The sequence below is a fragment of the Nocardiopsis sp. iso_237 genome, assembly GCF_056173345.1.
Window position 1 is genome coordinate 4443739 of record NZ_CM149669.1, and the last position, 18761, is coordinate 4462499.

18 protein-coding genes are annotated in these 18761 nt (G+C 71.7%); 6 read left to right on the forward strand and 12 right to left on the reverse strand.

From position 1 onward, the window contains the following. Window positions 1–34 precede the first annotated feature (34 nt). From AC0VYM_RS20230 to AC0VYM_RS20245, 4 genes are all read left to right on the forward strand, one after another. On the forward strand, window positions 35–889 hold the full coding sequence (locus tag AC0VYM_RS20230) for a helix-turn-helix domain-containing protein (protein WP_475454506.1): 855 nt from the start codon (window positions 35–37) through the stop codon (window positions 887–889). Window positions 890–953: 64 nt separating this feature from the next. Further along, window positions 954–1706, forward strand: coding sequence for an AzlC family ABC transporter permease (locus AC0VYM_RS20235; protein WP_475454508.1), 753 nt, complete (start codon window positions 954–956; stop codon window positions 1704–1706). Further along, window positions 1703–2014, forward strand: coding sequence for an AzlD domain-containing protein (locus tag AC0VYM_RS20240; protein WP_475454510.1), 312 nt, complete (start codon window positions 1703–1705; stop codon window positions 2012–2014). Before AC0VYM_RS20235 ends, AC0VYM_RS20240 begins: the two co-directional genes overlap by 4 nt. Before the next feature lie 161 nt (window positions 2015–2175). After that, window positions 2176–3858 (forward strand): thiamine pyrophosphate-dependent enzyme, encoded by a 1683-nt coding sequence (locus tag AC0VYM_RS20245; protein WP_475454512.1) that lies wholly within the window; start codon window positions 2176–2178, stop codon window positions 3856–3858. Window positions 3859–3892: 34 nt separating this feature from the next. Here AC0VYM_RS20245 and AC0VYM_RS20250 read toward each other — a convergent pair whose 3' ends face one another. Further along, window positions 3893–4798, reverse strand: coding sequence for a LysR family transcriptional regulator (locus tag AC0VYM_RS20250; RefSeq protein WP_475454514.1), 906 nt, complete (start codon window positions 4796–4798; stop codon window positions 3893–3895). A 73-nt stretch (window positions 4799–4871) separates the two neighbouring features. Here AC0VYM_RS20250 and AC0VYM_RS20255 point away from each other — a divergent pair, with 73 nt between their 5' ends. Continuing rightward, window positions 4872–5864, forward strand: coding sequence for a DMT family transporter (locus AC0VYM_RS20255; protein ID WP_475454516.1), 993 nt, complete (start codon window positions 4872–4874; stop codon window positions 5862–5864). A 22-nt stretch (window positions 5865–5886) separates the two neighbouring features. Here AC0VYM_RS20255 and AC0VYM_RS20260 read toward each other — a convergent pair whose 3' ends face one another. From AC0VYM_RS20260 to AC0VYM_RS20275, 4 genes are all read right to left on the reverse strand, one after another. Beyond that, window positions 5887–6813 carry an RluA family pseudouridine synthase gene (locus tag AC0VYM_RS20260; RefSeq protein ID WP_475454518.1) on the reverse strand — a complete coding sequence of 309 codons (927 nt, stop codon included), beginning with the start codon at window positions 6811–6813 and terminating at the stop codon, window positions 5887–5889. Further along, window positions 6810–7388 (reverse strand): signal peptidase II, encoded by a 579-nt coding sequence (gene lspA, locus AC0VYM_RS20265; RefSeq protein WP_475454520.1) that lies wholly within the window; start codon window positions 7386–7388, stop codon window positions 6810–6812. Before lspA ends, AC0VYM_RS20260 begins: the two co-directional genes overlap by 4 nt. Before the next feature lie 29 nt (window positions 7389–7417). Beyond that, the gene (locus AC0VYM_RS20270) at window positions 7418–7828 is read right to left on the reverse strand and encodes a TraR/DksA family transcriptional regulator (protein WP_475454522.1); all 411 of its coding nucleotides are present in this window, start codon (window positions 7826–7828) and stop codon (window positions 7418–7420) included. A gap of 153 nt (window positions 7829–7981) precedes the next feature. Then, on the reverse strand, window positions 7982–8242 hold the full coding sequence (locus tag AC0VYM_RS20275; protein WP_378741409.1) for a divalent-cation tolerance protein CutA: 261 nt from the start codon (window positions 8240–8242) through the stop codon (window positions 7982–7984). A 365-nt stretch (window positions 8243–8607) separates the two neighbouring features. Here AC0VYM_RS20275 and ileS point away from each other — a divergent pair, with 365 nt between their 5' ends. Next, a complete protein-coding gene (gene ileS / locus AC0VYM_RS20280; protein ID WP_475463133.1) occupies window positions 8608–11808 on the forward strand; it encodes an isoleucine--tRNA ligase in 3201 nt (1066 codons plus the stop codon). Window positions 11809–11874: 66 nt separating this feature from the next. Here the strand turns inward: ileS and AC0VYM_RS20285 are convergent, their stop codons facing one another. From AC0VYM_RS20285 to ftsZ, 7 genes are all read right to left on the reverse strand, one after another. Next, window positions 11875–13257, reverse strand: coding sequence for a hypothetical protein (locus AC0VYM_RS20285; protein WP_475454524.1), 1383 nt, complete (start codon window positions 13255–13257; stop codon window positions 11875–11877). 70 nt (window positions 13258–13327) lie between these two features. Further along, a complete protein-coding gene (locus AC0VYM_RS20290; RefSeq protein ID WP_475454526.1) occupies window positions 13328–14218 on the reverse strand; it encodes a DivIVA domain-containing protein in 891 nt (296 codons plus the stop codon). 126 nt (window positions 14219–14344) lie between these two features. Next, window positions 14345–14644, reverse strand: coding sequence for a YggT family protein (locus tag AC0VYM_RS20295; RefSeq protein WP_378741403.1), 300 nt, complete (start codon window positions 14642–14644; stop codon window positions 14345–14347). Window positions 14645–14683: 39 nt separating this feature from the next. Next, complete coding sequence (locus AC0VYM_RS20300) at window positions 14684–15211, reverse strand: cell division protein SepF (protein ID WP_017544502.1); 528 nt, start codon at window positions 15209–15211, stop codon at window positions 14684–14686. A 140-nt stretch (window positions 15212–15351) separates the two neighbouring features. Next, a complete protein-coding gene (locus AC0VYM_RS20305) occupies window positions 15352–16080 on the reverse strand; it encodes a YggS family pyridoxal phosphate-dependent enzyme (RefSeq protein ID WP_475454529.1) in 729 nt (242 codons plus the stop codon). Window positions 16081–16164: 84 nt separating this feature from the next. Further along, window positions 16165–16884 carry a peptidoglycan editing factor PgeF gene (pgeF, locus tag AC0VYM_RS20310; protein ID WP_475454531.1) on the reverse strand — a complete coding sequence of 240 codons (720 nt, stop codon included), beginning with the start codon at window positions 16882–16884 and terminating at the stop codon, window positions 16165–16167. A 159-nt stretch (window positions 16885–17043) separates the two neighbouring features. Beyond that, window positions 17044–18516: a cell division protein FtsZ gene (gene ftsZ / locus AC0VYM_RS20315; protein WP_475454533.1), complete on the reverse strand. Its 1473-nt coding sequence runs from the start codon at window positions 18514–18516 to the stop codon at window positions 17044–17046. Window positions 18517–18761: the final 245 nt, after the last annotated feature.

Sequence of the window (18761 nt, forward strand, 5' to 3'; positions counted from 1 at the left end):
GGCGACCACACCCGACCCGCTCTAACCTGGACATATGGAACTGCCCAGCGACGTTCACCCCACGGTCGAGGACCCGCGCGTGGAGCGCGCTCGGTACTGGCGTTTCTCCGGGCTGCCCGACACCGAACTGCTCACCGCGCGTTTCGTCACCACGGCCTTCACCCGGCACACCCACTCCACCTACACCATCGGCATGATCACCGCCGGGATCGAGGAGTACTCCCACGCGGGCGGTAGCTCCCGCGTGGGACCGGGAGGGCTCGCCGTGGTGGCTCCGGACGAGGTGCACACCGGGCACGCCGGGGTTCCCGAGGGATGGGGCTACCGGGTGTTCTACCCCGCACCCGAGGTGGTGGAGGACATCGGGCGGGAACTGGGGATGCGTGGAACCCCGGGATTCACCCACTCCGGTATCCACGCCCCGGAGGTCTCGCGCGTGCTGGTGGGCGCGCACATGGCCGCCGAGCGGGGGGAGCGGCTCACCGCGTCATCGCTGGCCCGCGAGGGCATCGCGATGCTGCTGCGCTCGCACGGACGTGAACGCGGGGCCGGGGCCGGAGCGCACACCGCCCGGCCCGAGGTGGCGCTGGCCCGGGAGCTGCTGACCGGGCGCCTCGTGGACCCGCCGACGCTGGAGGAGCTGGCCGCGCAGGTGGGGATCGGACCGTTCACCCTGGCCAGGGCCTTCCGGGCCGCCTACGGGCTGCCCCCGCACGCCTACCTGAACCAGCTGCGGGTGGACCGGGCGCGGGCCCTGCTCCTCCAGGGCTGGAGGGCGGGCGAGGTGGCCGCGCTGGTGGGCTTCGCCGACCAGTCGCACCTCACCCGGCACTTCCGCCGACACCTGGGCGTCCCGCCGGTCGCCTACCAGCGCGCCCTGCGCGACTGACCCTCCCGGAGGCGCGCAAGAACGTTCAAGACTCCGGGCCGGGGCCCGCCTAGCGTGGGCGAACGTGAAGACCTTCTCCGTACTCCGTTCGCCAGCGGTGCGGGACAGCCTCGGGATCGGTGTCGCCGTCGGCGCCGCCGGTCTGGCCTTCGGCACCGCGGCCGTCGCCGCCGGGCTGTCCCCCGCCCAGGCGGTGTTCCTCAGCCTGTTCATGTTCACCGGCGCCTCCCAGTTCGCCCTGGTCGGGGTGATCGCGGGCGGCGGCAGCCTCGTCGCCGGAGCGTTGGGCGCCCTCCTGCTGGGGGCCCGCAACACCCTGTACGGGCTGCGGCTGGCCGACGTCCTGGGGTACCGGGGCGCGCGGCGGGCGCTGGCCGCGCACGGGGTGATCGACGAGACCACGGCGGTGACGCTGGTCCAACCGGACCGCGAGTCCGCCCGCACGGCGTTCATGACGACCTACCTGGTCCTGGGCGGGTTCTGGGTGACCACGACCCTGGTGGGCGCGCTGGCCACGGACCGCGTGGACAACATCGACGCGTTCGGCCTGGACGCCGTGGGACCGGCCGTCTTCCTCGGGCTGCTGTGGCCCCGCCTGCGCGAGGGCGGTCCGCGCACCTGGCTGATCGCGGGGCTGGGCGCGGGGCTGGCGCTGGCCACGACCCCGTTCCTCCCGCCGGGGGTGCCGGTGCTGCTGGCGGCCTCCGCCGCCCTGCTGGTGTTCGTGGGCGGCGACGACCGGTCGCACGGGCCTGAGGACCACGCGGAACAGGGGACGTCCGCCGAGGGCACGGGTTCCCAGGAGGTGCGTCCATGACCCTGTGGATCGCGCTGGTCGCCACCGCCGCCGGGTGCTACCTGCTCAAGTACGCCGGGTTGGCGGCCCCGCGCCGCCTGCTGGACGACCCGTGGCTGCGCCGCTTCGCCATGGCCGTGCCCCTCGCCCTGCTGGCCGCGCTGATCGCCGTGCAGGCCCTGGGCGACGGCCAGGCGCTGCACTGGGACACCGCCCGCATGGCCGGGGTGGGGGCCGCCGTGCTCGCCCTGGTGCTGCGCGCGCCGTTCCTGTTGGTGGTCGTGGCCGCCGCCGGTACCACCGCCGCGCTGCGGGCCCTCGGGGTGTAGGGGCGGGTTGGGGCGGCTCGGGCGGAGTTGTCCACAGGCCACGGCTCCCGGCCTTGACCGGCTCTGGGCCGCCTGCCAGAGTCAGCCGCATGTGTTCCGGGGCACACCCCGGCCCCGGGGCGCGCTGAGTGGACCTTGCGACGATGGAAGGACCCGCCTCCATGGCCCCTGCCGCACCACGGCCCCAGCCCCCCACCGACACCGCCGCGCACGCGACGGTGTCGGTCCTGGCCGCCGCCGGGATCAGACGGTGCTACACCGTTCCCGGTGAGAGCTTCCTCGAACTGGCCGACGCCATCGACCAGCACCCGGAGATGGCCCTGGTCTCCACCCGGCACGAGGGCGGCGCCGCCTTCATGGCCGAGGCCGAGGCCAAGCTCACCGGTGTCCCCGCCGTGGCCGCCGCCACCCGGGGCCCCGGCGCGGCCAACCTGGCGGTGGGCGTGCACACCGCCATGCAGGACTCCACCCCGATGATCGTCTTCCTGGGCCAGGCCGAGACCGAGCACCTGGGACGGGAGGCCTTCCAGGAGGTGGACCTGACCGCCTTCTACGCGCCCATCACCAAGTGGTCCACCACCGTGCACCGGGCGGACCGGCTGGCGGAGGTGACCGCGCGGGCGGTCCGGATCGCCACCACCGGGCGGCCGGGACCGGTGGCCATCGCCGTCCCCGGTGACCTGTTCGGTCAACGGGTCGGTGCACCGCCCGCCCCGCACGCCCCGCTCGTCCCCCGGCCGCCCCTGAGCGAGGGCGACCGGGACCGGCTGGCCGCCTGGCTGGCCAGGGCCGTGCGCCCGGTGATCATCGCGGGCGGCGGGGCACGGGCCGCGCGGGAGGACCTCGTGCGCGTGGCCGAGCGGTACAGCGCCGGGGTGTACGCCGCCTGGCGCCGCCAGGACGTCTTCCCCAACGACCACCCGCTCCACCTCGGGCACCTGGGTCTGGGCGCCCCCAGCGCGGTGCTGGGCGCCCTCGCGGACGCCGACGCGGTCCTGGTGGTGGGTTGCCGGATGAGCGAGACCACCACCCAGGGGTACCGTCTGCCCGAGTCGGACGGGCGTACCAGGGTGGCCCAGATCGACATCGACCCGGCGCAGGTGGGCGCGACCAAGGACGTGTGGCTCGGCGCGGTGGCCGACTCCGGTGAGGCGCTGCGCGCCCTGGCCGGGGCGCCGGTCAAGGTGCCCTACCGGGACTGGAGCGCGGCACGCCGGCTCTGGGTCGAGAGCGCCACCGTCCCGCCCGAGGCCGAGCGGCACCGCGGCCCGCGCATGCACCCGTGGTCGGTGATCGCGGGCATGCGCGAGGCCCTGCCCGAGGACGCCCTGATCACCAACGACGCGGGCAACTTCGCCTCCTTCCTGCACCGGGGCTGGTGGTACCGGCACGCGGACACCCAGCTGGCGCCGACCAGCGGCGCCATGGGCTACGCGGTGCCCGCCGCCGTGGCCGCCAAGCTCGCCGCACCCGAGCGGACGGTGGTGGCGGTGGCCGGGGACGGCGGCGCCCTGATGACCGGGCAGGAGCTGGAGACGGCGGTGCGCCACGGTGCGGCGATCACGGTGGTGGTGTTCCAGAACGGGCTCTACGGCACGATCGCCATGCACCAGGCCCGTGAACTGGGCAGGATCGCGGGGACGGAGATCAGCGGCCCCCTCGACCTGGCCGGGTACGCCCGCGCGCTGGGTGCCCGGGGCGCCACCGTGCACACCCGTGAGGAGTTGGAGAAGGCCCTGTCCGAGGCGGTGGGCGCGGATCTGCCCACCCTGGTGGACGTGCGCACCGACCCGGAGGTGATCAGCCCGACCGCCACCATGACGGACCTGCTCGGAGACGCCTGAGCGGTGGGGCGGCCTCCGGGGCCGCCCCACCGGTTCACTCCGCGTAGGCGGCGGCCGCCTCGCGCAGGGCCCGGACCACGGCGCGGATGGCCGGGCGCCGGGAGGCGTCGGTGCGCCAGAACACGTAGACCTGGCGGACCATCGCGGGCTGTACCGGGACCACCGTCACCCCCTCGGGCACGGGCCCCCGCCCCAGGCGGGGCATGACGGCGGCACCGATCCCGGCCGCGATCAGGGCCAGCTTGGTCTGGTGCTCCTCCACGGAGTGGATGACGTGGGGCTCGGCCCCGCGCCCACGGATGATGTCGTGCAGCCAGTCGTCGCAGATGGACCCCTTGGTCCAGCTGATCCACGGCAGGTCCAGGATCTCGTCGAGCTCCAGGATCTCCCGGTGGGCCAGGGGGTGGTCCGAGGGCAGCGCGATGTCACCGACGTCCTCCATGAGGGAGGTGCGCGTCATCCCCTGGGGCAGTTGCAGGGGCGCGCCCATCCAGTCCACGACCAGGGCCAGGTCGGCGTCGCCGCGCGCCATGGCCGGGACGCTCTCCTGGGGTTCGTCCTCGTGCAGTTCCACCCTCAGCCCCGGGTGTGCCTCACGCAGGGCGGGCAGGGCGGCGGGCAGCAGGCCGCGCACCGCCGTGGGGGTGGCGGACAGGCGCAGGTGACCGGTGACCTCGCCCCGGTGGGCCTCCAGGTCAGCCTCGGCGCGGTGGACCAGGGACAGGATGCGGGAGGTGTGCTCCACCAGGAGTTCGGCGGCGTCCGTGAGGCGCACTCCCCGCCCGTTGCGTTCGACCAGGGGCTGGCCGACCTCGCGTTCGAGTTTGGTCAGCTGCTGGGAGACGGCGGAGTTGGTGACGTGCAGGGCCTGGGAGGCCGCGCTGAGGGATCCGTGGGCGGCGATCGCGTGCAGGACCCGGAGCCGGTCGACACTGAGCATGTAAGCAACGCTAAGGCATGGGTTTAGAGATACGAAGTAGACCTAAGGGATCGTGCACAGATAGAAACATCCCATGTCCACTCTTCCCGGCGCCGTCGCGTCCGCCCCGTCGGTCGTCGCACCGCACCGCGCCCCACTCCTGAGCTGGCGCGCCAAGTTCGTGCTGCTCGCGCTCATCTGGGGCATGAGCTTCGTCCTGATCCGGGTCGGCGCGGAGGTCCTCGCCCCGCTCCAGCTCGCCCTGGGCCGCATGGCCACCGGAGCCCTGGCCCTGCTCACCCTCCTGTTCCTGACCCGTGGACGGCTCCCCTCCTCGCCCCGGCTCTGGGGACACGTGTTCGTGGCCGCCCTGTTGCTGAACACCGTCCCGTTCACCCTGTTCGGCTACGCGGCCCAGCTCATCCCGTCCGCCCTGATGGGGATCGTCAACGCCGCCACCCCGCTCTTCGGCGTGGTGTTCGCCATGGTGATCCTCACCGACGAGAGACCCGACCGGACCCGCCTCCTCGGCCTGGGCATCGGCTTCCTCGGGGTCCTCACGGTCTTCGGCGTCTGGAACTCCCTGGGACAGGTCAACGCCTCCGACGACGACGCCCTGCTCGGCATGCTCCTGGTCGTGGGCGCCACCGTCTGCTACGGGATCGGCACCCCCTACCTGCGCCGGTTCGTGGCCGGAAGCCCGCACACGGCGCTGGAGCTGAGCTCCCTCCAGATGCTGCTCGGCACCCTGCCCCTGCTGGTGCTGGCCCCACTGTTCACCGGGCTCCCCACCGAACTCACCTGGCGGGCCGCGCTCGCCGTGACCGCCCTGGGGGTGTTCGGCACCGGGTTCGCCTACATCCTCAACTACGCGATCGTCCGCGCCGCGGGCGCGACCGTGGCCACCACCGTCACGTACGTGGTCCCGGTGGTCGCCGTCACCGCCGGAGTGGTCCTGCTCGGTGAGACCCTGACCTGGAACCAGCCCGTGGGAGCCCTCGTGATCATCCTGGGCGCGGCGCTCTGCCAGCGGGTCCTGCACGTCCGCCGCCCGGCCCCGGTGGGGCAGGACGGCGGAAGGGTCTGAGGAGGGAGTGGTCCGGGTGGGCCTAGTCCTCGCGGAGCAGCTCCACGGCGGCGCGCAGGTCATCGGGGTAGGGGCTGGAGAACTCCACCGGGCGGTGCTCGGTGGGGTGGTCGAAGCCCAGACGCACCGCGTGCAGCCACTGCCTCCTGACCCCCAGCCGCTCGGCGAGGGTCGGGTCGGCTCCGTACAGGTGGTCGCCCACGCACGGGTGGCGCAGCGCGGACATGTGCACCCGGATCTGGTGGGTGCGGCCCGTCTCCAGCCTGATCTCCAACAGACTGGCGGCCCGGAAGGCCTCCTGGGTGTCGTAGTGCGTCACCGAGGGGCGCCCGCCCGCGACCACGGCCCAGCGGCCGTCACCGGCCGGGTGGCGGTCGATCGGGGCGTCGACGGTGCCGCGCAGCGGGTCCGGGTGGCCCTGGACCAGCGTGTGGTACCGCTTGTCCACGGTGCGCTCCTTGAACGCCCGCTTGAGCACGCTGTAGGCGGTCTCGCTCTTGGCGACGACCATCAGACCGGTGGTGTTGGCGTCCAGGCGGTGCACGATGCCCTGGCGCTCGGCGGCGCCGCTGGTGGCCAGCTGCACACCTGAGGCCAGCAGGCCCTCCAGCACGCTGGGGCCGGTCCAGCCGACCGTGGGGTGCGCGACCACGCCGACCGGCTTGTCCACCACGATGATGTCGGCGTCCTCGTGCACGATCCGCATGCCGGGGACCGCCTCCGCCCGGGGCACCGGGGCGGTGGGCGGCGGCGGGAGGGTGACCTCCAGCCAGGCACCGGCGCTCACCCGGTCGGACTTGGCCGCCTCGGCGCCGTCGAGGAGGACCCCGCCGTCCCCGATGATCTCGGCGGCACGGGTCCGGGAGAGCCCGAACATCCGCGCGATGGCGGCGTCGAGCCGGTCGCCCTCGAGCCCGTCAGGGACGGGCAGGCTCCGGGTGTCGCTCATGCGCCCTTCCCTTCGTCGTTGTCCTCGTTGTCCTTCGCGGAACCCTCGTCGGGACCGGTCTCCTCGTCCTCGGCCCTCGTCCCGTCCAGGTTGAGCCCCTTGAACGTGAGCGCCACCACCAGGCAGGCCCCGACCACCACGCAGGAGTCGGCCAGGTTGAAGACCGGGAAGGTCCCGACGCTGATGAAGTCGACGACCGCGCCGGTCCCGGGCGTCTCGCCCCGGAAGTAGCGGTCGACCAGGTTCCCGGCGGCGCCGCCCATCATCAGGCCGAGCGTCGCACCCCACCACAGGCTGCGCACGCGCCAGCCGATCCAGGCGATCGCGAGGACCACGACGGTGGCGATGGCGGTGAACACCCAGGTGTAGCCGGTGCCGAGCGAGAACGCGGCGCCGGTGTTGTAGACCAGGGTGAACTGGACGAAGCTGCCGACGACGTCGAGGCGCTCACCCGGGGAGAAGGCGGCCAGCACCCACTCCTTGGTGAGGAAGTCGGCGACGATCGCGATCAGCGCGACCGACAACAGGAGTACGTACCTGCGCGGCCGGGCAGCGGTGTTGTCGGTCGTGGTCATGTTGCTGTCCCCGGAGGGCTCTACCTCAGTCAGCGACGCTCCTCGCGCTGTTTGCAGGTGACGCACAGGGTGGCGCGCGGGAAGGCCTGTAGACGTGCCTTCCCGATGGCCTGGCCGCATGACTCACAGACCCCGTAGGTCCCCGCGTCCATCCGTTCGATCGCCCGCTCGCTCTTGGCGAGCAGGTCACGAGTATTGTAGGCCAACGCCAGATCGTGTTCGCGCTGGAAGGTCTTGGCCCCGGCGTCCGCGGGGTCGTCCCCCGCGCCCTCGACCGGGTCGGTGAGCCGCTCCGCGAGTTCCCTCTCGCTGTCCCGCAGTTCCTCCCGCTGGGCCGCGATCTCGCCCTCCAGCTGCTTCCGGACCTGCGCGAGCTCCGCCGACGTCCAGGGCTCCTCGCCCGGTCGCACCGGCAGCGCCGCCGCCTCGGTGGCCTTCATCGCACTCCCCCTCCGCGTGCCCCACGACCCCCGCACCCCCGCTGAACTGGGGGTCTCCCCCTTCGGGGCGGCCGTGAGTGGTGCCGTGAGCCTAGGCAATCCACCCGCCCATGGCAACGATCCCGGCGGTGCGGTGCCGGAGGCGGGCGCTACTCACTCGGCCACGGCGAACCCGCCGTAGTCCTCGGCGAGCAGCAGCAGGTGGGGTTCGTCGAAGACCGCCGAGCCGCCGTGCGGTCCGGTCAGCACCTCGATCACCCAGTCGACGTCCTCGGCGTCGTCCTCCCCCGCGAGCATGTCCCGGTACACCCTGCACGGCTCGTAGCCCTGCTCCAGCAGCTGCTCCGCGAGCTCCTCCGCGTCGTCGCGGTCGGGCAGGGTCACCAGGACCGCGCCCCGTGTCCGCTCCGCCATGGCCGCACCCCCACCTAAAGCGCGGCGCGCCTGGCCGCACTGCGTTATCCTGAAGTCGTGTCGATGGGGACGAGTAACGCTGGCCCCGACCGGACGGACACAGCCTAGAGGGGGCTGGACCGGCCAAGCGACCCGGGGACGGTGTGAGCCCGGGGGCAACGACCAGCGCGAAGATCACCCCGGAGCCGCCGGAAGAACGGGCCGCGCGACCGCGCGCACCCCAGTAGAACCGGCACGAACCCAACGAAGTGGGACCCGCCACCGACCCGCCCAGCGGACTCGGACGCGGCTCCAAGGAGGGTGGTACCGCGGGGCTCCGCCTCGTCCCTCCGTCAGGAACACCCCTGATGGAGAAAGGTACGACGGTGACCGACGACCCCCGGCCCGAATCCCGCGCGCTGCCCCAGCTGCCCGCTCAGATCGACCTGCCCGCGACGGAGCGCGAGATCCTCGGCCGCTGGTCGAAGGAGAACGTCTTCCAGCGCTCGCTCGACCAGACGCGCGGCAACGAGAACTGGGTGTTCTACGAGGGCCCGCCCACCGCGAACGGCCAGCCCGGCGTGCACCACGTCGAGGCCCGCGCCTTCAAGGACGTCTTCCCCCGCTTCCGCACCATGCGCGGCTACCACGTGGACCGCAAGGCCGGCTGGGACTGCCACGGCCTGCCGGTCGAGGTCGCCGTGGAGAAGGAACTCGGCCTGAGCGGCAAGAAGGACATCGAGGCCTTCGGCATCGCCGAGTTCAACCAGCGCTGCCGCGAGTCCGTCCTGCGCAACGTGGACGCGTTCACGTCCATGACCGAGCGCATGGGCTACTGGGTCAACATGGACGACGCCTACCGCACCATGGACCCGCAGTACGTGGAGTCCGTCTGGTGGGCGCTCAAGCAGATCTGGGACCGGGAACTGCTGGTCCGCGACTACCGGATCAGCCCCTACTGCCCCCGCTGCGGCACGACGCTCTCCGACCACGAGCTGGCCCAGGGCTACGAGACCGTCACCGACCCGTCGGTGTACGTGCGCTTCCCCATCACCTCGGGACCGCTGGCCGCCCCCGAGCACCCCACCTCGCTGCTGGTGTGGACCACGACCCCGTGGACCCTGGTGTCCAACACCGCCGTGGCCGTGCACCCGGACGTCCGGTACGTGGTGGCCACCAACGGCGACGAGCGGCTCGTGGTCGCGGAACCGCTGTTCGAGAAGGTCCTCGGAGAGGGCTGGGAGCTCACCGGTGAGAGCTTCGAGGGCGACGAGATGGAGCGGTGGACCTACCAGCGCCCCTTCGACCTCGTTCCCTTCGACGAGCCCGCGCACTACGTGGTGCTCGCGGACTACGTCACCGTCGAGGACGGCACCGGTCTGGTCCACCAGTCCCCCGCCTTCGGCGCCGACGACATGCTGGTGTGCCGCTCCTACGGCCTGCCCGTGGTCAACCCGGTCCGCCCGGACGGCACCTTCGAGGCCGACCTCCCCCTCGTGGGCGGGGTGTTCTTCAAGGAGGCCGACAAGACGCTGGTCCGGGACCTCAAGGACCGCGGCCTGCTCTTCCGCCACCTGAACTACGAGCACTCCTACCCGCACTGCTGGCGCTGCCACACCGCGTTGCTCTACTACGCGGTCCCGTCCTGGTACATCCGCACGACCGCCGTCAAGGACGAACTCCTCGCGCAGAACGACCGCACCAACTGGGTGCCGGAGAACGTCAAGGAGGGCCGCTTCGGGGAGTGGCTGCGCGGCAACGTCGACTGGGCGCTGTCCCGCAACCGCTACTGGGGCACCCCGCTGCCGATCTGGGAGTTCCCCGACGGCCGCCAGATCTGCGTGGGATCCCTGGAGGAGCTGAGCGAGCTCAGCGGCCAGGACCTGTCCAACCTGGACCCGCACCGCCCCTACGTCGACGACGTCGTCATCCCCGACCCCGACGCGGACCCGTCCCTGCCCGAGGAGGAGCGGGTCGCCCGCCGCGTGCCCGAGGTCATCGACGCCTGGTTCGACTCCGGTTCCATGCCGTTCGCCCAGTGGGGCGCACCGCACCAGAACAAGGAGACGTTCGAGGAGAACTTCCCCGCGCAGTACATCTCCGAGGCGATCGACCAGACCCGCGGCTGGTTCTACTCCCTGCTCGCGGTGAGCACCCTGGTGTTCGGCCGCAACTCGTTCGAGAACGTGGTGGTGCTCGGCCACATCCTGGCCGAGGACGGCCGCAAGATGAGCAAGCACCTGGGCAACGTCATGGAGCCCATCGCGGTCATGGACCGGCACGGCGCCGACGCCCTGCGCTGGTTCATGCTGGCCAGCGGCTCGCCGTGGACCGCCCGGCGGGTCGGCCACGCCGCCCTGGAGGAGATCGTCCGGAAGGTGCTGCTGACCTACTACAGCACCACGTCGTTCCTCACCCTGTACGCCAACGCCGGTGAGGGCTGGGACCACTCGAAGCTGGCGGACGCTCCCGCACCGCAGGACCGCCCGGTGCTGGACCGCTGGCTGCTGTCCGAGCTGAACGAGGTCGTCCGGGACGTCACCAGGGCGATGGAGGAGTTCGACACGACCGGGGCCGGGCGCCGCCTGACCGCCTTCGTGGACGACGTCTCCAACTGGTACGTGCGCCGCTCCCGCCGCCGGTTCTGGGGCGGGGCCGACACCCCGGAGGGCGCGTCCGCGTTCGCGACGCTGTTCGAGGCCCTGGAGACCGTCACCCTGCTGATGGCGCCGATCGTCCCGTTCCTGACCGACCACGTGTGGTCGGCGCTGCGCCGCCCGGAGGCCGCCGAGTCCGTCCACCTGGCCTCCTGGCCGCAGGTGAACGAGGACCTGATCGACCCCGAGCTGTCCAGGAACATGGCGCTCACCCGCCGTCTGGTGGAGCTGGGCCGTTCCGCGCGGGTCGACTCCGCGATGCGCACCCGCCAGCCGCTGGCCCGCGCCCTGGTGGGCGCCCCGGGCTTCGCGGACCTGCCGGAGCAGCTGCGCGCCCAGGTCGCCGAGGAGCTCAACGTGGCCGGACTGGACGCGCTGTCGTCGGTCGGCGGCGACCTCGTGGACTACGTGGTCAAGCCGAACTTCCGCGCTCTGGGCAAGCGGTTCGCCAAGCGCACGCCGCTGGTGGCCAAGGCCATCCAGGCCGCCGACCCGGCCGCCCTGGTCGCTCAGGTCCGCGACAGCGGTTGGGCGCAGGTGCGGGTCGAGGACGAGCCGGTCGAGGTCAGCGCCGACGAGGTGCTGGTGACCGAGCAGCCCCGTGAGGGCTGGGCGGTGGCCTCCGAGGGCGGTGAGACCGTGGCCCTGGACCTGGAGCTGACCCCGGAGCTGCGCCGTGCCGGTCTGGCCCGCGAGATGGTCCGGATGCTCCAGGAGGCCCGCAAGAACAGCGGTCTGGACGTCTCGGACCGCATCCACGTGTGGTGGACGACGGATGACGAGTCGATCCGGCAGGCGCTCACCGAGCACGGGTCGCTGATCGCCGGTGAGGTGCTCGCCGACGCCTTCGTGGCCGGTGTGTCCGAGGACGCCCCGCACTCGGCGGAGTCGGACGAGTTCGACGTGGTCTTCGCCTTCCGCCGCGCCTGACCCGTCACGTCCCAGGGACGACGAAGGGCCCCGCTCACCGAGCGGGGCCCTTACGTGTTCCGGGGGTCAGGCGCTGTAGGAGGAGTCCCGTTCCCTGGCGGCCTCGGAGCCTTCGGCCCGGTCCTGTGCCTGTTCGGAGACCTCGGTGGGCTCGGCGGCAGCGGCCTTCTCGGGCTCCTCGGCGCGGGTGTCCTCATCGGATCCCTCCCCGACGGGCTCGGCCCCGTCCTCGTGGAGGGCCGCGGGCTCCGTGTCGGACTCGTCGACCCGGGTGTCCGCTGCCGGGGCGTCCTCGGCCTCGTCGGAGGTGCCCGGAACCACTGTGGACTCCTCGGGGGCGTCCGCCGCCTCGGCGTCGGTCTCGTGCGAGATCTCGGGGAGGTCCTCCTCGGACTCCGCGTGGACCGGCTCGGCCTCGTCGGAGGTGCCCGGAACCGCGGTGGACTCCTCGGGGGCGTCCGCCGCCTCGGCTCGGACCTCGTCGGACTCCTCGTGAACGGGCTCGGCCCCGTCCTCGTGGGGTCTCTCCGGCGTCGCGTCGGTCTCGTCGACCGGTGTGTTCGGGTCGGGCTCGACGTACTCGTCCCGCGTGTCGAGGAGGGCGGCGTAGGCGACGGCCGCTTCCTCGTCCTCGACGGGGGCCCGGTCCTCCCGGACCTGCTCCTCCGCCCGTGCGTCGTCATCGCTCACGGGAGGCGACGCGGCCTCCCCGGCGGAAGTCTCGTTGACGGCGGTCTCCTCGACCGCCTCCCTCTCGGGCTCCGTGGCGGGCTCGGCCTCGGCCACGGCCTCACGGGGGTGCTCCTCGGCGACCACGGGCTCCGGCGCCGCCTCGACCTCGGTCGGGACCGGCGCGTCCTCGTGGAGTGCCTCCCTCGCGGGGGTCTCCCCCTCCTGCGGGGGTTCGTCCGAGCCGTCGGGTTCGGGGACGGTCTCGGCCCTCTCGGAGTCCTCTTCCGGCTTCGGCGCGGCGTCCGGCCCGACAGCCGGATCCGGCCAGCTCCCCATGGTGGGGGTCTGCCAGCGGGGAACCTCGAACTCCGCTTCCTCTTCGTTCTCCTCGGCCGACGTCACACGCGACGCGTCGACCTCGTGCCCCGGGGACACGGGGGGCTCCGTAACGGCGGATTCCCGCACCGGCTGCTGAGCCGGTGCGGGTACGCGCCCGGAGTGCTCCGGTTCCCACTGTGTGCCCGGTACCGTGCCGACCGCTGTCGAGGCGGCCACCACGGGGACGGACGACTTCCCCAAACCGTCCGTCCGTGCCGTGTCCGATCCGCTCCCGCCGAACCGTCGTCCCTGGACCAGAGCGCCCAACAACAGGAGGACGCTCAACCCGCCGAGTCCCAGGGCGATGTACACCAGGGTGGGCTCAGCGAGTGCCAGGGCTGCCGCGATGACGACAAGGGCCGCCAGTACCGCCACGGTGGCGAGGAGGCTAAGGATCACGGGTCGACCAGGGCCTTTACACGTGTGGAGCCGGAGTTTTCAGTTGTTCGGAGCCGCAGCCGCTGACAGGTCAGCGACGCTCGTGCGGGGCCTCGCCCGGGTGGAAACCACCGTGCTGGGCGGGCTCGGGCTGACCGAACGGGTTACCGCCGGGGCCGTGCTGCTGGAGCGCGGGGGTCCCACCGGACTGGGGGGCCATCGTCTGGAACCCACCCGTGGTGTTCGGGTTGGGCTCGATGGACTTGCCCTCCTCGTTGAGCTCACGCAGCTGACGCTCGAAGTAGTCCTTCAGGCGGCTGCGGTACTCGCGCTCGAAGTCCTTGAGCACGTTGACCTTGTGCTCCAGCTCCTCGCGCTGCTGGACCAGGCTGCCCATGACCTGACGGTGGCGCTCCTGCGCGTCACGGTCGAGGTTCTCGGAGCGGGCCCGGGCCTCACCGATGATCTGGTCGGCCTGGCGGCGCGCCTTGCCGAGGATGTCCTCGGACTCGTGGCGGGCGCGGCCGAGGGTCTCGTCCGCCTCACGGCGGGCGTCGGAGATCGCCTGGTCGGCGGTCTGCTGGGCGAGGGCCAGGACGCGGGCGGCCGTGTCCATGTTCTCCTCGCCACCCATGGCCAGGTTGGCGCCGGTCATGCCCATCTGCGGCTGCGGCGCGGGCGGCTGGGGCTGCGGCTCGACGGGCTGCTGCGCCTGGACGGGCTCCGGGCGCATCTGCTCCATCTGCTGCGGGGCCTCAGGGGCCTGCTCCTGCTGCTGGAAGTCCTGCATACCGGCGTTGGGGACCTTGCCCCTCAGGCACTCGGCCAGCTTGCCGCGCAGTTCCTCGTTCTCCTGGATGAGTCGGTCCAGCTCGGACTCGACCTCGTCGAGAAAGGCGTCGACCTCTTCTTCGTCGTACCCCGGCCGGAGCCGGGTGGTACTGAACTGCTTGTTCCGCACATCAGCGGGTGTCAGCGGCATGTTCGTCTCCTTGGCGCGCTTGGAGTCTGTCCGTAGGGACGCTACCTGATCGTGACCTTACGGCAATCCAGATCATGACCAAGACCACATATCGGAATCCGGGGCGTCTTTTCCGCCCGCGTTCCCCTACGCGAAGCTTGCCATCATGCCCCTCAGAATGCTCTGAAGGATGATCACGGCGAAGAAGAGAATCAGCACACTCAGGTCGAGTGCGACGCTTCCCAGCCGGATCGGCTTGATGAACCTGCGTAGGAACCTCAGTGGCGGGTCGGTGATCGTGTACACGATCTCAGCGAGCACGAGCACGAAGCCGGTAGGCCGCCAGGTCCTGGAGAAGGACATCACCATCTCCAACACCACCCGCGCTATCAGCACGAAGACAAACAGCTGAAGCAGAAGCAGCAGCACGTACAGGACCATACTCACGGTCGTTCCCCGACCCAATCTCTGGACAAATGTGATGATCTAGCTCTGATTGAAGAACCCTCGCTCGGCGATCCGCGCCTTGTCTTCGGCGGTCACCTCGACGTTGGCCGGGGACAGCAGGAACACCTTGTTGGTCACGCGTTCGATACTGCCATGGAGACCGAAGATCAGACCAGCCGCGAAGTCGACCAGACGCTTGGCGTCGCTGTCGACCATCTCGGTCAGGTTCATGATCACCGGTGTACCTTCCCGGAAGTGCTCTCCGATCGTACGCGCCTCGTTGTAGGTGCGTGGATGGAGCGTGGTGATCCGAGCGAGGTCGGCGGTTGAGGCTGTCGTGGTCGTTCCACCGCGCCGTTCACCCGTTCCCAGGTAGTCGCCGGTGTCCGTCACAGCGTCGCCTCGTGTTTCCTCGCCTCGCGGAGTGTCGGCGTCGCGGTCACGCTGCTCCTCCACGCCCTCGTCGAAATCGTCGAACTCATCATATTCGTCCGCATAGCGGTGATCGTAACGGTCGTCCTCCACGAGGCCGAGGTAGACCGCCATCTTGCGCATCGCGCCGGCCATCTCATGTCCTCCGTCGTCCCCGCGGCGTTCTCACCGCAGCCGACTCCTCCGTCGTTTCCGGCCCCTGCGCCCCGCCTCAACGGGGTGTTCGTCCATTCGGGCGAACGCCACAGACGGGCCCCAAGGTCTATGTGGGGACATTACCCCACGATCGGTCCCCGAGCGCCAAGCAACGCCGTGCCGAGTCGCAGGTGTGTCGCGCCTCTTGCGATCGCGGCCTCCAGGTCCCCGCTCATCCCCGCGGAGACCACCGTTGCCTGAGGGTAGCGATCCCGAATCCGCCCCGCCACCTCGTCGAGGACCGCGAAGGCCGCGTCGGGGTCGCCCCCGAGCGGCGCCACCGCCATGACCCCTCCGAGAGTGAGCGCCTCGTGCTCGTCGATACTCTCCGCGAGCGTCGGCGCGTCGGCGGGGTCCACACCTCCGCGCGGGCCGATCACCCCCGCCTGGGAGTCGGCGTCCAGGTTGACCTGGACCAGACAGGTCAGGCGCCGTTCGGCGGCCGCGGCCCGGTCCCCCAGGGCCCTGGCCAGCTTCGCCCGGTCCACCGAGTGCACCACGTCGGCGTAGGAGGCCACGGAACGCGCCTTGTTGGTCTGGAGCTGGCCGACGAAGTGCCAGGTCAGGCCGAGGTCGGCGGTGTCCGCCGCCTTCGGGGCCGCCTCCTGGTCGCGGTTCTCCCCCACGTCGTTGACACCGAGCGAGGCGAGAATGCGCACATCACTGGCGGGATAGGTCTTGGTCACGCCGATCAGCGACACCTCCGAGGGGTCGCGGTCGGCCCTGTGGCAGGCCGCCTCGATCCTGGCCCGCGCGGCCGTGAGGTTGGCGCGGATCTGCTCGGTGCGCTCGGGGTCGGTCTGTGACACGGTCGTTCGTTCCTTCTGGTGTCGGTGGGGCGGCGCGTGACCGGAACCGGCCGCGAGGAGCGGCCCGGTCGGGCGGGTCGGAGGTCAGGTGCGCCAGAGGAAGGAGGCGAACCGGCCGGTGGGCGCGTCGCCCCGATGGGAGAAGAGTTCGGGGCTCTCCAGGGTGCAGCGGCCGTCGGTGACGATGTCGGTGACGCCCGCCCGGCGCAGCTGGGCGGTGACGGCGGCGACCATGTCCACGCCCGTGGTGCCCTGGCGTGTCGTGGAGGCGGCCTCGGGGGTGAGCGCGGCGGTCTGGGCCTGGAGCTCGGGCGGGACCTCGTAGCAGCTGCCGCAGATGGCGGGGCCGAGGAAGACGGTGGTGTGCGCGGGGGTGGCGCCCTGGGCGGCCATCGTGTCGACCAGGTTGGCGGCGACCCCGTTCGCGGTGCCCAGACGGCCCGAGTGGGCCGCCCCCAGCACCCCGGCGCGGGCGTCGGCGGCGAGCACCGGCAGGCAGTCGGCGGCCATCGAGGCCAGGACCAGGTCCGACCGGGTGGTGACCACGCCGTCGCAGGTACCGACCCCGCCGGGTTCGGTCGCCACGAGCACGTCGGCGCTGTGCACCTGGTTCATCCAGACGACGCGGTCGACGTCGAACCCGAACTCCTCGGCGGCGCGTCGGCGGTTGGCGGTGACCGCCTCCCGGGTGTCACCGGTCCCCAGCCCGAGGTTGAGCGAGTCGAACGGCGGCCGACTCACGCCGCCCTTGCGTTCGGTGACGGCGGCACGGACACCGTGCCCCAGGTCGATGACGTTGCCCATCGGTCCGACGTGGTCCTTCCCTCTGCCCCGTGGACGGAGGAGTGACGGCGGGCGGTTCGCCCCCGCCGTCCTCCGCCGCGCCCCACCGAGGGCGGCGACGGCCCCGCCGCAGATCGGTCGGGGCCGCTGACACGTCGATGGTACCGGGGTGGTGCGGGACTACTTGAGGAACTCCGGGACGTCCAGGTCGTCGGGGTCGTCGAAGATGACCCGGCGACGGGGCGTGGGAACCTCGCTGCGGCGCTCGGAGGCCTCCGAGACCGCGTGGATGTGGTTCGCCTGCTCCTCCGGCTCGGCGGCCTCGGGCTCCGGGACGACGGTCTCCTCAGCCTGGACCGCCTGCACCGGCTCCTGCTCGACCGGCGCGGACTCGCCGTGCGGGGCCGGGTGCCCGTTGCCCTGGACCGGCTCGGCCGGGGCCTGCTGGGGCTCGGGCCGGACCGGTTCCGGGGTCACGACGGGCTGGACCGGCGGCATGGCGGGCCGGGGAGCCTCCTGCACCGGCTGGGCCGGGCGGGACGGAGCGATCCACGGCATGCTGGTGGCCGGCGCCCCGCTCGCGTCCGCGCCGGGGGGCGTCGCCTTCGCGGACGACTCCTCCCTGCCGGACGTGATGCCTGCCGTGGGGGCGACGGCCTCAGGAGGGTCCACCTGCTGGCGCTCCCGCGTGGCGGGGCCGGACACCTCGGGCTCGTCGAATCCCGCCGCGATCACGGTGACGCGGACCTCGTCACCCAGGGCGTCGTCGATGACGGCGCCGAAGATGATGTTGGCCTCGGGCGCCGCCGAGTTGGCGACCAGCTGTGCCGCCTCGTTGATCTCGAACAGTCCGAGGTCGGAGCCGCCCTGGATGGACAGCAGCACACCGTGGGCGCCGTCGATGCTCGCTTCCAGCAGTGGTGAGGAGATCGCCAGTTCGGCCGCTGCCACGGCCCTGTCGTCGCCTCTCGCTGATCCGATCCCCATCAGCGCCGATCCGGCCCCGGACATGACCGACTTGACGTCGGCGAAGTCCAGGTTGATCAGGCCCGGCGTGGTGATCAGGTCGGTGATGCCCTGGACACCGGAGAGCAGGACCTGGTCGGCCGCCTTGAAGGCGTCCAGGACGCTGACCTGGCGGTCCGAGATGGACAGCAGTCGGTCGTTCGGGATGACGATGAGGGTGTCGACCTCCTCACGGAGCATCGCTATCCCCGACTCGGCCTGGGTCGCCCGCCGCTTGCCCTCGAAACCGAAGGGGCGGGTGACCACACCGATGGTGAGCGCCCCGAGGGAGCGGGCGATGTTGGCGACGACCGGGGCTCCCCCCGTGCCGGTGCCACCGCCCTCACCAGCCGTGACGAAGACCATGTCGGCCCCCTTGAGGACCTCCTCGATCTCCTCGCGGTGGTCCTCGGCGGCCTTGCGGCCGACATCGGGGTTGGCGCCTGCGCCAAGGCCACGGGTGAGCTCACGGCCGACGTCGAGCTTGACGTCCGCGTCGCTCATCAGCAGCGCTTGGGCATCGGTATTGATCGCGATGAACTCGACGCCCTTGAGCCCCTCTTCGATCATTCGGTTGACGGCGTTGACACCGCCGCCGCCGATACCGACGACTTTGATGACCGCGAGGTAGTTCTGCGGTGCTGCCACGACGAGGGGCCTTTCCGCTCGCTTACGCCGTTCCGTCTCCGCGTCCGCTGGCCCTGGGGCCAACGGGTGCGCCGGCGGTCCGGCATCCGGTTCTACAGTGTGCGTTTCGGGTACCCGCGCACAGCGCCCGGAGGCGACCGTGTGTGGGGGACCCGGGGCCACCGAAGACCGTTCTCGAACGGTTCCCGTGTACCCCTGAAAGCGTGTCTTACTGCGTTGTTGACGTTGGTTGTGCTTCCCGACAG